Source organism: Bacteroidia bacterium (assembly GCA_033391075.1).
Taxonomy (GTDB): domain Bacteria; phylum Bacteroidota; class Bacteroidia; order J057; family J057; genus JAWPMV01.
The window spans coordinates 4,159,695-4,175,807 of record JAWPMV010000001.1 but is presented as its reverse complement, the minus strand read 5'-3'; the positions used below and the strand labels follow the sequence as shown (position 1 = coordinate 4,175,807).

Genomic DNA, 16,113 nt, shown 5'->3' with positions numbered 1-16,113 from the left:
TACAATCATTTTTTCACTTTATCCTGCCTATGTATAGGACAACTACAGATTTCCTGAAAACATTTTTTCTCCCCATTATCCTGATTTCTATTTTTCAGCTTCCCTTGCAGGCTCAGCTTTGCAATCGAATTGAATTTCATGACTTTGAAGAAGCCAATATCCAATTGGGCTGGAATTCTACGGATGGGGTAAATGGAAATCCTTCTGGCCTGAGCCAGACAGATAGTTCAGTAATTTCTGGCAACTTTGCTGCTAAACTGGAAGTAAATGGGAATGGGGCCAGTATGAACAATCGCCCCCAGACTTTTTCCCTGACCGCTGGCAAATTTTATGAACTTTCCTTTTTTGCCCGATCTTCTGATACCAGTAGGGTCTATTTCGGCATATTGAGAGACTCTAGCTTTATCCCGGTTTTATTGGATTCCGTTTTTACCCTTCCTTTTTGGCAGGAGGTGAATGTAGAATTTCAGGCACCTGAAAATTGGCCTAATGCGGTACTCGTGTTTTCTCCCAGTTTTTTTCCTCAAAGAGGACCTTATGACTTTTTTGTGGACTTTGTTACCCTCTGTGAAAAAGAAGTTTCTGATAGTTGCAATCTGGCAATTTTGGGAAGCTTTGAAAGTCTGGCCTTCTCTTCTGTATGGTCGCATTATGATGGCGGAGATCCCGGTTCATCCTTTCTTTTTCTAGAGAATGAAAATGTATACGACAGGCGTTTTTGTGCGGAATTGAAGGTCAATTACTTTGGAGGGGCAGGCGCATTTATGACTACTGCTACTCGGGCTATGTTTCCTGTTGATAGTGCTTCCTACTATACCCTGACTTGCTGGATGAAGAGTGATGTCGATAGTGCAAGGATAGAGGCTCTGGTCAATCGGCGAACTCCCTACGAGGAATTAGGTACTCAATTTTTTATTTTAGATACTGTCTGGCGAAAGTACAGCATGACTTTCCGGGCCAATGTGAGTGCAACAGAGGCCTATATCCGCTTTATTGCCAAAAATGCATATCTGACAAATCCATATAGCATATTTATAGATGATATTCGCTTATGTGGAACAGACGAACCTCCTCGCGTAGCACCGGGAAGAGTTGAACGGGGACTTATTTATTGGGCAAATGCAAACTTTGGCCCCAATGCAAGAGCCGTAGAAAACTGGTTTGATATCTCTGGAGGCCAAAATCATTTGTCAAAATCCGGAACAAGCCCTACTCGAAAATTGGAAGAGATCAACCTCAATGAATCCGTCAATTTCAATGCTGCAAATGAAAGATTGGTGGGAGAAGCCCTTGATCTTGCAGGGCGGGCAAATCGACATGCCTGGTTTATCGTATTGAAAGGAAATAGTCCTGCAGATGCTGCAACCCCCTTTGCTTTCACTGAAAACGGATATAGACTGGAAGTGGCTTCGTCAAGCATGTGGCAGGTAGCGGGAATCCAACCATCACAAACAGCTCAAATTCCTGTCGATGTCAATCAATGGAGCATACTGAGTGCAAATTCTAATGCTACAGATTATCGCCTTTTCTTAAATGGTGCCAATGTTGCTATCCTCAATCCCCTGACCGGGCTTGATCCGGGAGATAGCACACTCATGGGCGCCAGATCAGTTGATAATAGCGACTGGTTTAATGGGGAAATCGCAGAGGTTTTGGTATACGAAAACAACCTGAATAATGCAGAAAGAAATAGCATTCTCACTTATTTATCCTTGAAATTCGGAATCGATATTTCCGTAAATCAACATCGCTTTTATAATCATACAAGTCACCCGAATCAATTGGCCGGAATTGGTCAGGAACGAGCCTTGATGGGCTTTAGCCAAACCAAAAGTCGAAATGTTAGCTCCGGCAGTATCGTATCTATCTCCAGACCTAGTAGATTGGATGATGGAGATTACCTGGTTTGGGGACATGATAATGGAGACTTAGGCATTGGCGGGAGTGTTCCTCCGGGAGTCAACAGTCGAATCCAAAGAAGCTGGCGAGTGAGTCATGCGGGAGATTTGGGGAAAGTTGCTGTAAGTTTTGATCTGGAAGAATTGGGCCTCAATCCCGGCTATACCTATGCGATTTTGGTAGATGAGGATGGGAACTTCTCAAATTCGAGGGTTTATGCTCAATCTTATTTGAATGAAAATGAAATTGGATTTCCTGGAGTGAGGTTAGAAGATGGTGAATATTTCACTTTGGGGCAGGTCCCACAAGGAGCAATTCCTAAAGCTCCGGGAAGGCTTGACGATGGCTTGAGCTTATGGTTGCAGGCAGAACTGGGACCCAATAGTAATTCCTTGAGTATATGGGAAGATTTGAGTCCGCATGGAAATTCTGCAACGGCCTTTGATGAAGGACCCCGCAGAGAATGGGATCAAATAAATGGAAATCCCGCCATTGACTTCACCATTTTCAGAAACCTCATGATTGGTTCTTCTGAATTATACCTCAAACCAGACAAGCACAATTATTATATCGTTCTAAACTCAGCCAATAGCCTTAACTGGAGAAATCCTTTTACCGTCAAAGAATCTGGCTATAGATTGGAAGTGAATGGCAATAGCCGAGACTACTCTGTCTATGGACTCGAACCGGGATCGATCAATACTACTTCCCCTTCGAGCGATTGGAATATGATGAGTGTCTCTTCTTCTCCCGATGGATATCAGATTTTTGAGAATGGGATCGAAAACAGCTCTCGCACCCTAAGAGATGGCTTGCAGGGAGAGGGGCCTTATTTTGTGGGAGCAAGAAATCGCCGCTATTCGGCCTGGTATACCGGGCAGATTGCCGAACTGATCGTTTATGGCAAAGATCAGGACTTGCAAAGCCGTAATGCTATCGAAACTTATCTCTCTGTTAAATATGGACTGACAATTCCGGTGAGCTCTCACCTTTATTATACTCAGAGTAGTCATGATAAAGCCCTTGCAGGTATAGGAAAGGATAGTCAGCAACATCTACTGCAGGATAATAGCATGAGCATAGATACTTCTGCCATTTTGCGAATCAGCAATCCGTCAGGTCTGGGAGAACAGGAGTACCTGGTATGGGGGCATGATGGAGGGACCCTCGAGCGAAATCCCAATGTGCCAAGCGGAGAGAACATGCGATTTAACCGAAGTTGGCGAGTAAGCCGAACGGGTAATCCTGGATTGGTTTGGGTGGAATTTGAACTGGCAGGTCTAGGGTTGGATTTGACAGATGAATCCGAATTTTCACTATTGATCGATAATGACAAAGACTTTTCTGATGCAATTGTCAGAAATAATGGTGTGCTGCTAGGGAGTAAAATTCAGTTTAAAGGGGTGCAATTCAATGATGGAGACCTTTTTAGCCTGTCGATTGCTGATGATATGACCATCTCAGTAGAGGACTTGCCTTCAGAACTCCTGGGCTGGAAGCTTTTCCCCAATCCCGGCAATGAACAACTAAATATTGAATTGGAGACTGCGAAAGCTGCTCATTTGCTCTTGGAAGTCTATGATTTCCAGGGACGAAAAATTTATGAACAGGAGGTGAAAAGTTATGCCAGCTTGCAGGAGATACAAGTATCCACCACAAACTGGCCCTTGGGTTTCTATGTTGTGCGATTAAGAGAAGGCGGAGCCTCTGTAAGCAGGACCTGGATCAAACAATGATCCCGTCAGGCATTACTTAGCTACTTCTACTTCTCCTTTGATTTGAAGCTTGAAAGGCTCTTCCTGAACATCTGTATAAACTTTGATGTACTTGCTGAATAGGCCTGCGCTTTTTGCATTGTAGTTAGCAGTAAGATAGGTGGAGCTTCCAGCTTCGATAGCGTCTTTGCTGTATCCGGCTGCTGTACATCCACAAGAAGTTTTTACATCCAGGATTTTTACTGCCTGATCCCCGGTATTGGTAATCTCAAATTCATAAGATACGGGTACGTTTTGAGGAATTGCCCCAAAGTCATGTTCCATTTTGTTCCAGCTGATCGCAGCATCCTCTCCAATTACCAAAGAGGCTTTGAGTACTTTTTTGTTTTCAACTTCTGCTGTGAACTCAGTATTGCGGGGAATCCATGCAAGGCAAACAAGGGATAGAAGTAAAATGCTTCCAAAGATTAGATTTCTCATGATTTCTTTTTATGATTTTTTAGTTGAATGAATTGATGATCATCATTTCCTCAAAACTAATTCAGAAGACAATACGAGCTTGTTAAGCAGTTCCTATTGTTTGTTAATGAGTTGTTAATGTCTCGATTCTCAATCAGATTCTGTACTATCTTAGGGGAAAGAAATCAGCTTGAAAGGAAGCTTAATCAAATGGTTAATTGTACTGGGCTCGGTTGCTATTCTCGGCATCCTGAGCATACAAACCTATTGGCTATATAGAACATGGTCTTTGCGAGAAGCTGAATTTGATCAGAAAGTGCGAGCCTCGCTTTTTCGCGTGGCCAATAATCTGGCAGGCCTTGCCAACATTCCCCTGCCAACAAGACAGAATTTGGTACAACAAATCTCTACAGACTACTACCTCGTCAATATCGATCATGCTTTTGATGCCAGTGATCTGGAGGTGGCGCTGCGCTATCACCTCGAATCCGCTTTATTGCAGGAAAACTTTGATTACTATGTATATGACTGCTCCAGCGATGAGATGCTGTATTGCAATTCCATCAGCTATGACGGACTGGAAAGTGATATCCTGAATCTCACAGCTGCTCAGGGAGATATGATCTATTATTTTGGCGTGAGATTTCCGAGTAGAGGAGGCTTTATCTTGAGTTCTATGGATATGAGCATTCTTTTTACCCTGCTTCTGCTCATGACAATCGTATTCTTTATCCTGGCCATCTTTATTATTCGAAGGCAAAATCGTCTTGCTCGCTTTCAGACAGATTTTATCAATAATATGACCCATGAGTTTAAAACGCCTATTTCCACGATAAAAATCAGCAACCAGGTCTTTCTGGATGATGCTCAGGTCCAGCAAGATCCTCGTCTGCTCAATTATGCTTCGATTATTCAAGACCAGAACGAAAGACTCAATCAACAGGTCGAAAAACTTTTACAGATCGCTGAAGTTGGAAAGAATAATCTTCAACTAAATCTGGAAAGGGTGCCCCTGCATCAGTTAATCCATACCCTCAAAGATAGTTTTAGTGCTAAAGTGGAAGATAAATCGGGAAAAATCATGCTCGATTTACAGGCTACTGAGGACAAGGTTCAAGCAGATCAATTACACCTGCAAAACATCCTCTTCAACCTCATTGACAATTCCATAAAGTATAGTTCAAAGGCTCCCCACATAGAAATAAGCAGTCGAGATGAGTCAAAAGGGCCAGTCTTGGAAATACGTGATCAGGGAGTGGGCATTCCCAAAGAATATCAAAAACATGTATTCGATCGCTTCTTCCGTATTCCAACTGGTGATGTACATAATGTAAAAGGATTTGGGCTGGGCTTATATTATGTGAAACAAATCTGTGATGCTCATGGATGGAAAATCCAGTTGGGAAGTGAAGAAGGAAAAGGCACCCGAATCAATATTCAATTCAGCTAACCTATGTCTGCAAAAATTCTCTATGTGGAAGATGATCGAAGCCTGGCCTTTGTAACCCGAGACAATCTTGAGCAGGCAGGCTTTGAGATTTGTCATTGTGAAAATGGGAAAATGGGACTGGAAAGCTTTCAAGCAGAAAGTTTTGATCTTTGTCTGCTGGATGTCATGCTTTCCGAATTGGATGGGTTTAGCATAGCAGAAGAAATCAGGAAGATGGACCAGCAAATACCCATCATCTTTTTAACAGCAAAATCATTAAAGGAGGATCGAATCAAGGGCTTTGAAACGGGAGGAGATGATTATATAACCAAGCCTTACAGCATTGAAGAGTTGATCCTGCGGATACGGGTTTTTTTGAGGCGTAGCAAACATCAAGTCCTACCCAGACCTGGCTCCTTGAAATTAGGTGCTTATGATTTCGATTTTGATAATCTGCACCTGAGCCATGCGGGAGAACAGCAGCGATTGACCCAAAGAGAGGCAGAAGTATTAAAGTTTCTGTACAATAGAAAAAATCAAGTCCTGAAGCGAGCGGAGATACTGGAAGGAGTTTGGGGAGAAGATGATTATTTTCTGGGGCGCAGTATGGATGTATTTATCTCCAAACTGAGAAAATACCTGAAAGCTGATGAACGACTATCCATTGAAAATGTGCATGGCATTGGATTTCGTTTTAAATGCCCTTGATGCGAGCATTTTCTCTTTAGCTGAGGGTATATTCTTCTAAAGCTTCGTATATACTTCCTTCTGGCTGCAAACTGCTTTGCCATAAAATAAGCTTATCTACGCTCAAATCTTTACAGCTATATTTCCAAGTATAATCCTCCCTTTCTCTGGGAGCCTGATCCTTTAGACGGGCAAGGGTAATATGGGGAATCGGTTTCTTCCTTCTTTGAATGGGTTTTTCAATTTGGCTGTACAGGGCATGTACCTCTTCATGGAGGGAAATGAAGCGCTCAGACTTTTTGAAACGAGCCCAGATCATGCGTGCGGCTTGGCGGGGAGGAGCAAGCTCATATTTTTCAAATTCAAGGTCAAAGGAAGATTGATCCTTTAGGGCAATGTAAAGGAGCGACTTTAGATTTTCTAACATTTCTTCCGCCACTTCTGCAAAAAAATATGCCGTAATGTGGAGCTTTTCTTCCGCTGTCCATTTTACTCCCGTATAGGCAGTTTGAGCTTCTTTAAAATGCAAAAGCTCCTCTTTTATGGAAGGACTTATCGGTATCCCTAAAAACAATCTTGTCATATATATCTGAAAGAGAATCAATATACGCCCTTTCACGGGAATACTCACCTAAACACGAAGTCTATTGCCAAAAATATTAACATTATTGCAATAATTATTTGCATAATGGAATATTTTAACTAAATTTATTTGCAAATAATATTTTTTCATTAGCAATCGTTACCTTTAAGTTATTCAACATGCAGGTACTAGTGCCAACTCAAAAACCGCATTTACCCCTTCGTTCATCCACCCATCGGGCATATACTCATATACCGGGTACACACATGTACCTGAAAATTCCTGTGGACTTTCAACTGGCCATGGGCTATCCTGGTATAGAGGCCATTCGCAAGCAAAGTCAAATACGGGTAAAAGAGCTAAGAGGGCAATCATTCAAGCAGAATGGAGCCCAATTTAGTGAAGGCATGCTGGCGCCCGGTCAAAAGCTGATTTCCTCTAAAGAAGTAGAAGTTTCCGGCTTCCAGGCACGCATATTGAAATTTTCTTATAGCGTACCCAGTCTTGTTCCGGATCAGAATGAGCAAATGATCAGTAACCTCCTTGCTTTGGGAGATGAGCGTTATTTGGTGTTGGTAATTGCCAGTTATCCTTCTTTCCGAGAAAAAGAATTGGGCAAAGAGATTGAGGAATGCATGTTGGGCCTTACTTATGATCCGAGTGATCGCCTGAAAATGAGTAAACATACCCTGGCTTCCTTTGAGATCAATTGCCAACCTATGGAGCTGGAATTGGCCCAAACCAAAACCCTGGTCAAAGAAGAAGGAAATAGTATCAGCCTGATTTTTACCAAAGGAGGGGAGGCCCTAAGCGGTAAAGGAAACCAACACAGATTACTGGTTTCAGAAAACCATTGGAATTCCGATCCCAAATCCTGGCCAGAACGAGCCGTATTTCCTGACACCTTTTTCAGTACCTATGAAGCGATTGAAGTGCAAGAGGTTTTTATCGATGGAATGCAAGGCCTGGAAACCTGGGCCATAGAAAGAAATCGGCAAATTGAAGATCAGCAAAAACTCGCCTATCATGTAGTACTTTTCGATAAAGAGTCTCATTTCGAAATTCGTGCCTACGCCCCAGATGATGAAATCTATCACCTCAGTGCCTTTCGGGAAGTTTGTAAAAGCTTTAGGAGGAGGTAAGGATAGTGTGCTCGTGTTCAGGTGTTCTTGTGTTCAAGTGTTAGTCTTATAGGATTAGCACTGATACTCTTTGGATTTTATTAGCCTAAGAGGAGAATACCCTAATACCCTAATACCCTAATACCCGCACCCTTCCCCCAACAATAACACCAGAACACCAGAACACCTCTCCCCCCTTGCTTATCTAAATAATTCGCAGTTGTTTTGCAGGAAAGGCGAATTATATGCCAGTAGTAATAAGCAAAAAGTTCAGATTTGAAGCCGCTCATTATTTACCCAAAATGCCAGAAGGGCATAAATGCAGAAGACTGCATGGTCACAGCTTTGTGGTAGTGGTAAATGTGGCAGGGGAAATTGATCCTGATACAGGGATTTTGATTGATTTTGGGGATATAAAGAAGCTTGTCAAGCCTTATATCGAAATGTTGGATCACTGGTGCCTCAATGAGGTAGGAGAAAGGGAAGGCATTGATCTACTTAAAAATCCTACCTCAGAAAATCTCGCCAAATGGCTGTACTTTACCCTAAAGCCAAAGTTGGCGGGTTTGTATAGTATAATTGTCCATGAAACCTGTACTGCCAAATGTGAGTTCAGGGAAAAAATTGATTAACTTGTCTGCGTGAAAAAAATTATCATTGCGATTGACGGTTATGCAGGATGTGGGAAGAGTACAACTGCACAACTGGTAGCTGAAAAGCTGGACTACATCTACATCACGACGGGAGCTATGTATAGGGCTACGACCTTGTATTTCCTCCGAAATGATATTCCTTTTGATTCAGAGAATGAGAAATTGGAGAAGGCCCTGGAGCAAATGAGAATAGAATTGAGAGTAGAAGGAGAACATAAAGTAGCTCAAACGTATTTAAATGGTGTTCATGTAGAAGATGTACTCAGGACTCCGGAAGTAAATGACAATGTGAGTCAGGTGAGTGTTCATCCATTGGTCCGTAAAGAGATGGTCCGCCAACAAAGAATGATTGGTTCTCAAGGAGGAATTGTGATGGATGGAAGAGATATCGGGACGGTTGTCTTTCCTCAGGCAGAGCTAAAAATCTTTATGAAAGCTGATGTTGAGGTGCGAGCCCAAAGGCGCTTACAGGAGTTGGAAGAAAGAGGAATTGAAATCAGTCTGGAGGAGGTCGTTGAAAATCTCAAGGAAAGAGACAGAATTGATACTACCCGCGAACAAAGTCCTTTGAAACAGGCTGCGGATGCTATCGTAATAGATACTACCGATATGAGTATTCCTGAGCAAGTAGAAAAAGTATGTAAACTTGCGAAAGGGAGAATGATAGAAATAAATAAGGTCGAGAATTGAAACCCCAATAATATGCTTCAAGTTGAAATCGATTCGAATTCTGGTTTCTGTTTTGGCGTAGTTTATGCCATCGAAATGGCTGAAGATCACCTGAAAGAACATGGGCAATTGTATTGCCTGGGGGATATCGTGCATAATGACAAAGAAGTAGAACGTTTGCAGGAGTTGGGACTTGAGATCATCAGTCATGATGAATTGAAAGAACTCAAAAATGCGACGATATTGATCAGGGCGCATGGGGAGCCTCCCGAAACCTACCTCACTGCCCTCGAAAACAATCTTGAATTGATAGATGCTTCCTGTCCAGTAGTGTTAAAGTTGCAGAATCGTATCCGTAATGCATATGATGAAGATCGGCAAATCGTGATTCTGGGTAAAAAAGGACATGCAGAGGTAAATGGTTTGGTAGGACAAACCCAGCAAGAAGCCATCGTAATTTCATCTGAAGAAGAAGCAGAAAAACTGCAAATAGATAAACCTGTTTCTCTTTTCTCTCAAACTACCAAGGGAACCAAGCTTCTCTATAATATTCGGGAGAAAATGAACGACAAATTTGAGGACTTCAAATTCAACGATACCATTTGTCGGCAGGTGAGCAATCGCGAACCTGAATTGCAGAAGTTTTCAGATAAGCATGAAGTCATCATTTTTGTTTCTGGAAAAAAGAGCTCCAATGGGAAAGCCCTTTACCAAACCTGTAAATCCGTTAATCCTGAGAGCTACTTCATTTCCGGAGTAGAAGAACTGGACCTGGACTGGATCAGGGGAAAGAAGAGCATAGGCATTTGTGGAGCTACCTCAACTCCCATGTGGCTTATGGAAGAAGTGGCTGATTTTATCAACAAACAGCAAACAGAAAGTTTGCCTGCCTGATTGGAGGCTTATCCTATAACTCATGCAAAGTTTTAATCTCAAAGAAGAGCTGGCCAATAGCCTTACCCATGGATTGGGAGTGATATTGGGAATTATCGGTGTACCCGTCCTGATCAGCTATGCGATCAACCACGACAATGTCCTTCATTTGTGGGGGGTAAGCATATTTAGCGTGAGTTTATTAATGCTTTATCTTTTTTCCACTCTTTACCATAGCATACAGCATCCGGAAGTGAAGCCCGTTTTGAGAATTCTGGATCACATCGCCATATATTTTCTGATCGCAGGAAGTTATACGCCCTTTATCTTCTTTTTTATGAATGGGGAAAGCGGCTATTTATTCCTGATTCTTCTATGGACTTGTGCCCTGCTGGGAAGCATACTTAAAATCTTCTTTACGGGTAGGTTCAATATTCTTTCTACGATCATTTACCTCATGATGGGCTGGACCATAGTCTTCATTGCGAAGCCCATATTCTCTGCGATGTCCTTTGAAGGAATCCTCTGGGTAGCTATTGGGGGAGGGGCCTATACCCTGGGAGTCATCTTCTACCTTTGGAAGAATTTACGCTTTAGCCACGCCATCTGGCACCTCTTCGTCCTGACAGGAACAGTCAGCCACTACATCGCCATTTTATACTCCATGGATTTCTTGTCAAAAACTGCCTGATTGTTTGGCAAGTCGAGGGGAGATACTTATCTTTAATACAGCGAGGTGATAATCTTCACCGCCAGCATGAAAGTAGTCGGAGGAATCGACCAAAGACGAAGCTTGCTGTTTTGTTTCACTTAAAGAAAGGAGGTAGAAAATGCTTTGTTCCAATTGTAGTTTAACAAAATTCTTCACCATTAATGCTCCCCGAAGGTAGGGAGACATTTTTTAGCTTTTTTACCTTCGTTGGCTAGGTGGAGCTGCCTCGGCAGATCAGAATATAAGTTAACAAAGGAATAGACCGGCATCGTAGCGGATGCCGGTTGTTTTTTTGCCCTTACCTCATCATTATTTCAATTTCTGTTTAAATTTTCTTAACTCGTAATTCAACTTAGGTCTGTCTACGTGAGGATACGGCTACAAATAAGTGTCTTGCTAAACGTTTGTGCCTTTTTGCTGTGCATGTGCATTACCAATACTGCAAAAGGGGACCCTATACACGTATCGGTAGTTTTAAGCCCTGCAAATCAAGTAATTGACCTCCAGAGCCAGTTAAATGATCAATGGTTCAAACCGCAGAGAGGAAAAGAAGTAAAGCTAATCTTAAATCTTAAAAGCGAATACTCAGATTCTGCCAGTTTTATTATCCTTCCCGGTAATTGGGATAAAATCTGGGGCTACTATCAAATTAGTGAGGGGAAAAAAGAAAAGCTGTTGTCTGGCCATTTTATTCCTGACTCCTGGAAAGCTCCCAAAGCTATTATCTTCTATGATAATTGCATAGACCAGCGAATGGGCTTGCAAAACCAATTGAGGGTCAAACTTCCCCCCAATGAAGAGACCTACCTGGAAATCACAGCTCTGCAATTTACCGATTTGGATGTTCGTTCAAGCCTGATCGTGAGGCCCCTGTCCATGGACCTGGATCTGCATGGTCCTATTCGGGTTATTTTTCATTCTCTCTTTTTGGGCATCATCCTGGTTCTCTTTATTTACCATTTGATCATATTTTTGGGCAGTAAAGAACCCATTTACCTTTACTATTCCCTGTATATGGTCTGCCTGATCCTGCATAGCCTGGATTATAATGGCTTGATCTCTGAGTTTATTCTGGATGAGATACCCAATTACCGTCCGAATATCAGAAACCTTGCTGACAATGGAATTGTCATATTCTATTTGTTGCTCCTTAAGGAAATGACCAATCTCAAGAAGCTTAAACCTGCATATGACAAATGGGTGCAAGCCTTGATTTGGATTCAATTTATCAACCTGATTATAGGCACCTTCATTTTAGGAGTAAGCTATGAGATCTTCGGAGTGCTTGGATTTAATTTCCTAATCACAGCTCCTGGTGTTCTTTTTGTCTTCCTGATAGCTCCTTTGGTGATGAAAAAAGGAGACAGAGCAGCCCGATATTTTATTTGTGGTTCGATCTTCCTTGCCTTTGGCAATTTGCTCAATGCCGTCCTCTTTTTGCTTGGCTTTGAAGGAACACACCTGCTAGGTTATTTTGATCGGATCAACTTTTTTCAGTTATCTACCTTGATCGAATTGGCTTGTTTCTCTTTTGCTTTGGCTATGAGAACAAGAAAGAATGATCTCGAGCAGAGTCGAATCAAGGCAGCTGACCAGATTAAATCTCGTTTGTTCAGATACCTTTTCTTGCAAAGTAGAGCTCCTCTTACCCTCATTTTGGGACCTACCCAATCCATGCTGAAAAGCCTGAAAGAAAAAACACCCATAGATAGGGATGCCTATTCCTATTATCTGAAAAATATACAGATCCATGCAGGAAGACTGCAGGATAGTACAGATCAATTACTGGAACTGACCAAAATAGATGAAGGTCGGATGAAGGTCAATGCCAGCCGCTTTCTACTTAAAGATTTGTTGGATGAAATTCTCCGCTTTGTACAACCCCTGGCAAAAGACAGAGGTTTCGAGCTGGAAATCTTTAATGAGGCTGATGGACTGGAAGTTGCAACAGATCGGGAAAAACTATTTATGATTCTCGATAACCTGATTAAAAGAGCCTTTATTGATCTAAATGATAAAGGCAAACTCAGGCTCGGGATTAGTACAGATAAGCAACATTTCCATATTAATGTCTGGAATACGGGCCAGGGAGTTTCAGAAAAGCTCTTGAAAAAAGTATTCAACCGCTTTCATCAATTTCAGACAGAAGAAGTCGAAAATCGCAACCTTACAGGTATACGGCTGGCAGTATCCTATGAATTATCTAAGATTCTGGGAGGTAAATTGGAAATTGATGGAAAACAAGGGGAATTTACAAGTTTTACCCTAAGCTTGCCCCTGGGAACGGCTCATATCAAAGCACATGAGTGGATGCAGGAGTCTGATGAAGAAGAGGGAGAAAAGTCATTTATTGAAACGACCCTGACTGCACCCCCTATTCAACAGACCAAAAGTGAGGATGGAACTAAGGCTTCTGTCCTGATCGTTGATAATGATCGGGAATTGAGAAACTTTATCGCATTTGAATTACAAAAGGACTTCCAGCTGTATCTGGCCGAAAATGGGGAGCAGGCCCTTGCATTGGCGGAAGAGCACCTTCCGGATTTGATTGTTTCAGATATCAAGATGCCCGGTTTAACAGGTTTTGATCTCTCCACTCGTATAAAAAAATCTCCAACAATGGGGCATATTCCAGTTTTGCTTCTTTCAGGAGAACCCGAAGACGAAGTGCAGTTGAATGGATATCAGATGGGTGCAGATGCCTTCTTGCTGAAACCCTTCCATCCAGACTTTCTCAAAACGCGCATACACCAAATGATTCACCAGCGGAGAGAGCTGAAGGAAAAATATTTGAAGGAATTCCTTACAAATACTTCTTCATCAAATGGAGAAACTAAGAAACAAGTTGAAGCTGATAAAGTCTTCTCTGCACATGACCAGGAGTTCATAAATAAAGTTCGAGAAAGTCTTGATCTCAATCTCAAGAATACAGACTATGGGGTTTCTGTATTGGCTGAGGATGCCAATTATGAGAGACGACAACTGACCCGGAAGATCAAGGAGATCTTTGAGGTCGCCCCAGGCGAACTTATTCGAAATAATAAAATCAACATAGCAAAGGACCTCTTAATGAATACCAATATGCAGGTAATAGAGATCGCTTTGGAAGTTGGATATAAAGAGGTCGCCAGCTTTCGAAAGGCCTTTAAGGACCTGGTTGGGAAAAGTCCTACACAATTTCGTAAAAATGGGTCCGCGGAATAAATAGACCTAAAAAGCTTAGTTTGGGCGCTTTTTTCGCAAAATGTCCCAAAAGATACCATTCTTGTCCCATTTCAACTCCCCACATTTTCCTAAAATGTAATAAGTTTGAATTGATTCTGAAGGGATAGTGTATGTTGTGCATATTAACTCTCTAAACATTCAAACGAGCATCGAAACACATTGACGAAAATTAAAGCTCAGTCTTGAATCTATACTATGAAAACAACCTGGGTATCCAAGAGGTGAGGATGACTTTTGTCCTTATTTAATACTTAGAAACATTTGTGTTAGTACTTGGGCCCAAGAGAAAAATATATTGCACATGCACTATTTCTTTTATGTAGACGACTGTTATCTCCGGTACCATGGCTTTTTGTTAGGGAAAAGCGGCCTTAGGTGCCGGGGATTTTAATTTTTATTACGTCTGAATGTTCCTACAGTAACAACCATTGATTTACACAAAGCCTACCCTATTTGATTCCCTAATGCTCAAGAGGATGATAATTAAGTTGATGAACGGAGAGTCTTCCCTTTTTTATAAAGTCAGAGACTCTCATCATCTCCTCAAAGGAAGGAACCTTCACATCCATAGGAACTTTTACCAAACGCTCATCTTTCTTCTCAAAAGGAGGAAGTGGGCTGCTTTGGAACAATAGCCCCCAGACTTGTGCTGTCCCACTAAAGCAGATTCTTTCCAGTTCGAAGTCTTCGGACCATTCTACCAACTTCTCATTGATCTCCTCGAAAAAGCGGATCGTATTCGCCAGACGGATACGGGAACCTGCTTTGGATTTGCCCCGGGTATTGAGGTAACTGATTTGGGCCTTTCCTCGCTTATGCCGCTTCATATATTTCTTGATGGTTTTGTGAATGTAAACTTCTCCATCTTCAAAATAACCCAAAGCAGCAGCCCCCAACTGCACGAGGACCAACACATAGTTAGGAATCTCCTCTTCTAATTCATGAAGGTAGCTTCTCCATTCTGTTCTTTCGGTCGGGAGGGCGGCCAGAGGAAGCGGTAAACGAAATTCCCATAAGGTATTGCGCGCTTCATCTATCGCATACAGACGATGTCGATCTCTTTCTGCTTCTATCCTATACGGGAATTCCCCTTCCCGTAAAGAGAAGAGGAATTCTATACTTTCTTCAAAACTAAGTTCTTCTATATGGGGATTTTCGCTCACCCCCTAAAATTACAAATAGATCGCTTAAATTTCTTCATTTCTCCTACGGCTTCTATATCGTTTTAGGCTAATAAATAAGGCTCCAAGTAAGAGAAGCAAAGGCCAGATATTGATTAGGGCAATCAAGCTATTCATAAAGCCATTCCAGCCCTGACCAAAGTTGGAGCCTGCTTTTTGAAGTAGACTTGGTTTTTGCATGGCCTCCGTTTCAGTAAAATAAAGCTGAAGGCTACTTAATCCGATCTGGTTTTTGAGTAAACGAAAGCGGGTTTCCATAGCCTCGATATCTTCCCGAAGTTGAGCCGCTTGTGCCTCAATTTTTAGCATGTCCTCAATTTTATCTGCCTTTGTAAGCAATTGTAGATACCTGCTTTCCATAGCTCTCTTACTCTTTAGTCGGCTTTCCAGATCATAGTAGCGCTGGCTTACGTCTTTCGTATTGACAGATCTATTTGTTACTTCTTCACTTCCATCCAGAATTTTATCAAGCAGGAGGTCAAAATTTTCTGGCTTTACCCTGACCGTAATTTCATAAGCTCTATAGTTGTTATGTGATCTCAAGGTCTCATTAGAAATGATAGCTCCTTGCTCCCTGATCAAATGGGCAATTCGGACATAAGCACTATCAAGGTGATTTACCGTAAAACTGACTTCACCTTTGCGGATCAACTTTCTCGGCATTTCTTCGGGGGCTTCATCTCCAGCCTTTTCTCGTAAATCGGAACGGTCATTTTGATCGTATTGCTCAAAAGCAGTATAGGATTCCAACTGTTCATTTGAATATTCCTGACAAGAGAAAAGCAAAAGAAGGATCAGGGACAAATAGGTGGTGATTTTCATGAAGCTGATTTTATGCTTGTTTAATATGTGTTGTATACCTCAAAGAGCAGAGCCTATTCAATATTCCATAAACAATGGCCTATTA

The 16,113-nt window shown here is 41.9% G+C and carries 14 protein-coding genes; 9 read left to right on the top strand and 5 right to left on the bottom strand.

Annotation, left to right across the window (positions count from 1 at the left end):
• Positions 1–29: 29 nt before the first annotated feature.
• Positions 30–3,635: a LamG-like jellyroll fold domain-containing protein gene (locus R8P61_16630; protein ID MDW3648695.1), complete on the top strand. Its 3,606-nt coding sequence runs from the start codon at positions 30–32 to the stop codon at positions 3,633–3,635.
• 12 nt (positions 3,636–3,647) lie between these two features.
• Here the strand turns inward: R8P61_16630 and R8P61_16625 are convergent, their stop codons facing one another.
• Entirely contained in the window at positions 3,648–4,094 is a 447-nt protein-coding gene (locus R8P61_16625; protein MDW3648694.1) for a DUF1573 domain-containing protein, read from the bottom strand.
• Between the two features lie 169 nt (positions 4,095–4,263).
• On the opposite strand from R8P61_16625, the gene R8P61_16620 reads away from it, so the two are divergent.
• Both R8P61_16620 and R8P61_16615 read left to right on the top strand, forming a co-directional pair.
• A complete protein-coding gene (locus tag R8P61_16620; protein MDW3648693.1) occupies positions 4,264–5,523 on the top strand; it encodes a HAMP domain-containing sensor histidine kinase in 1,260 nt (419 codons plus the stop codon).
• Between the two features lie 3 nt (positions 5,524–5,526).
• Positions 5,527–6,210, top strand: coding sequence for a response regulator transcription factor (locus tag R8P61_16615; GenBank protein ID MDW3648692.1), 684 nt, complete (start codon positions 5,527–5,529; stop codon positions 6,208–6,210).
• 16 nt (positions 6,211–6,226) lie between these two features.
• On the opposite strand, the gene thpR is transcribed toward R8P61_16615, so the two are convergent.
• On the bottom strand, positions 6,227–6,772 hold the full coding sequence (gene thpR, locus R8P61_16610) for an RNA 2',3'-cyclic phosphodiesterase (protein MDW3648691.1): 546 nt from the start codon (positions 6,770–6,772) through the stop codon (positions 6,227–6,229).
• A 179-nt stretch (positions 6,773–6,951) separates the two neighbouring features.
• Between thpR and R8P61_16605 the strand changes: the two genes are divergently transcribed.
• From R8P61_16605 to R8P61_16585, 5 genes are all read left to right on the top strand, one after another.
• A complete protein-coding gene (locus R8P61_16605; GenBank protein MDW3648690.1) occupies positions 6,952–7,914 on the top strand; it encodes a hypothetical protein in 963 nt (320 codons plus the stop codon).
• 224 nt (positions 7,915–8,138) lie between these two features.
• The gene (gene queD / locus R8P61_16600) at positions 8,139–8,525 is read left to right on the top strand and encodes a 6-carboxytetrahydropterin synthase QueD (protein ID MDW3648689.1); all 387 of its coding nucleotides are present in this window, start codon (positions 8,139–8,141) and stop codon (positions 8,523–8,525) included.
• A gap of 9 nt (positions 8,526–8,534) precedes the next feature.
• A complete protein-coding gene (gene cmk, locus R8P61_16595; GenBank protein MDW3648688.1) occupies positions 8,535–9,236 on the top strand; it encodes a (d)CMP kinase in 702 nt (233 codons plus the stop codon).
• 12 nt (positions 9,237–9,248) lie between these two features.
• A complete protein-coding gene (locus R8P61_16590) occupies positions 9,249–10,109 on the top strand; it encodes a 4-hydroxy-3-methylbut-2-enyl diphosphate reductase (protein ID MDW3648687.1) in 861 nt (286 codons plus the stop codon).
• A gap of 22 nt (positions 10,110–10,131) precedes the next feature.
• A complete protein-coding gene (locus tag R8P61_16585) occupies positions 10,132–10,779 on the top strand; it encodes a hemolysin III family protein (protein MDW3648686.1) in 648 nt (215 codons plus the stop codon).
• On the opposite strand, the gene R8P61_16580 is transcribed toward R8P61_16585, so the two are convergent.
• Positions 10,765–10,986, bottom strand: coding sequence for a hypothetical protein (locus tag R8P61_16580; GenBank protein ID MDW3648685.1), 222 nt, complete (start codon positions 10,984–10,986; stop codon positions 10,765–10,767). The two genes, R8P61_16585 and R8P61_16580, sit on opposite strands and share 15 nt — an antisense overlap.
• A gap of 237 nt (positions 10,987–11,223) precedes the next feature.
• Between R8P61_16580 and R8P61_16575 the strand changes: the two genes are divergently transcribed.
• Positions 11,224–14,004, top strand: coding sequence for a 7TM diverse intracellular signaling domain-containing protein (locus tag R8P61_16575; GenBank protein MDW3648684.1), 2,781 nt, complete (start codon positions 11,224–11,226; stop codon positions 14,002–14,004).
• Positions 14,005–14,486: 482 nt separating this feature from the next.
• Here the strand turns inward: R8P61_16575 and R8P61_16570 are convergent, their stop codons facing one another.
• A complete protein-coding gene (locus tag R8P61_16570) occupies positions 14,487–15,188 on the bottom strand; it encodes a hypothetical protein (GenBank protein ID MDW3648683.1) in 702 nt (233 codons plus the stop codon).
• Positions 15,189–15,212: 24 nt separating this feature from the next.
• Positions 15,213–16,028 (bottom strand): DUF4349 domain-containing protein, encoded by an 816-nt coding sequence (locus tag R8P61_16565; GenBank protein MDW3648682.1) that lies wholly within the window; start codon positions 16,026–16,028, stop codon positions 15,213–15,215.
• Positions 16,029–16,113 lie beyond the last annotated feature (85 nt).

Coding starts and splice junctions, on each gene's coding strand:
- R8P61_16630 (MDW3648695.1), top strand. CDS start 30: ATGTATAGGACAACTACAGATTTCCTGAAAACATTTTTTCTCCCCATT.
- R8P61_16625 (MDW3648694.1), bottom strand. CDS start 4,094: ATGAGAAATCTAATCTTTGGAAGCATTTTACTTCTATCCCTTGTTTGC.
- R8P61_16615 (MDW3648692.1), top strand. CDS start 5,527: ATGTCTGCAAAAATTCTCTATGTGGAAGATGATCGAAGCCTGGCCTTT.
- thpR (MDW3648691.1), bottom strand. CDS start 6,772: ATGACAAGATTGTTTTTAGGGATACCGATAAGTCCTTCCATAAAAGAG.
- R8P61_16605 (MDW3648690.1), top strand. CDS start 6,952: ATGCAGGTACTAGTGCCAACTCAAAAACCGCATTTACCCCTTCGTTCA.
- queD (MDW3648689.1), top strand. CDS start 8,139: ATGCCAGTAGTAATAAGCAAAAAGTTCAGATTTGAAGCCGCTCATTAT.
- R8P61_16590 (MDW3648687.1), top strand. CDS start 9,249: ATGCTTCAAGTTGAAATCGATTCGAATTCTGGTTTCTGTTTTGGCGTA.
- R8P61_16585 (MDW3648686.1), top strand. CDS start 10,132: ATGCAAAGTTTTAATCTCAAAGAAGAGCTGGCCAATAGCCTTACCCAT.
- R8P61_16580 (MDW3648685.1), bottom strand. CDS start 10,986: ATGTCTCCCTACCTTCGGGGAGCATTAATGGTGAAGAATTTTGTTAAA.
- R8P61_16575 (MDW3648684.1), top strand. CDS start 11,224: ATGTGCATTACCAATACTGCAAAAGGGGACCCTATACACGTATCGGTA.
- R8P61_16565 (MDW3648682.1), bottom strand. CDS start 16,028: ATGAAAATCACCACCTATTTGTCCCTGATCCTTCTTTTGCTTTTCTCT.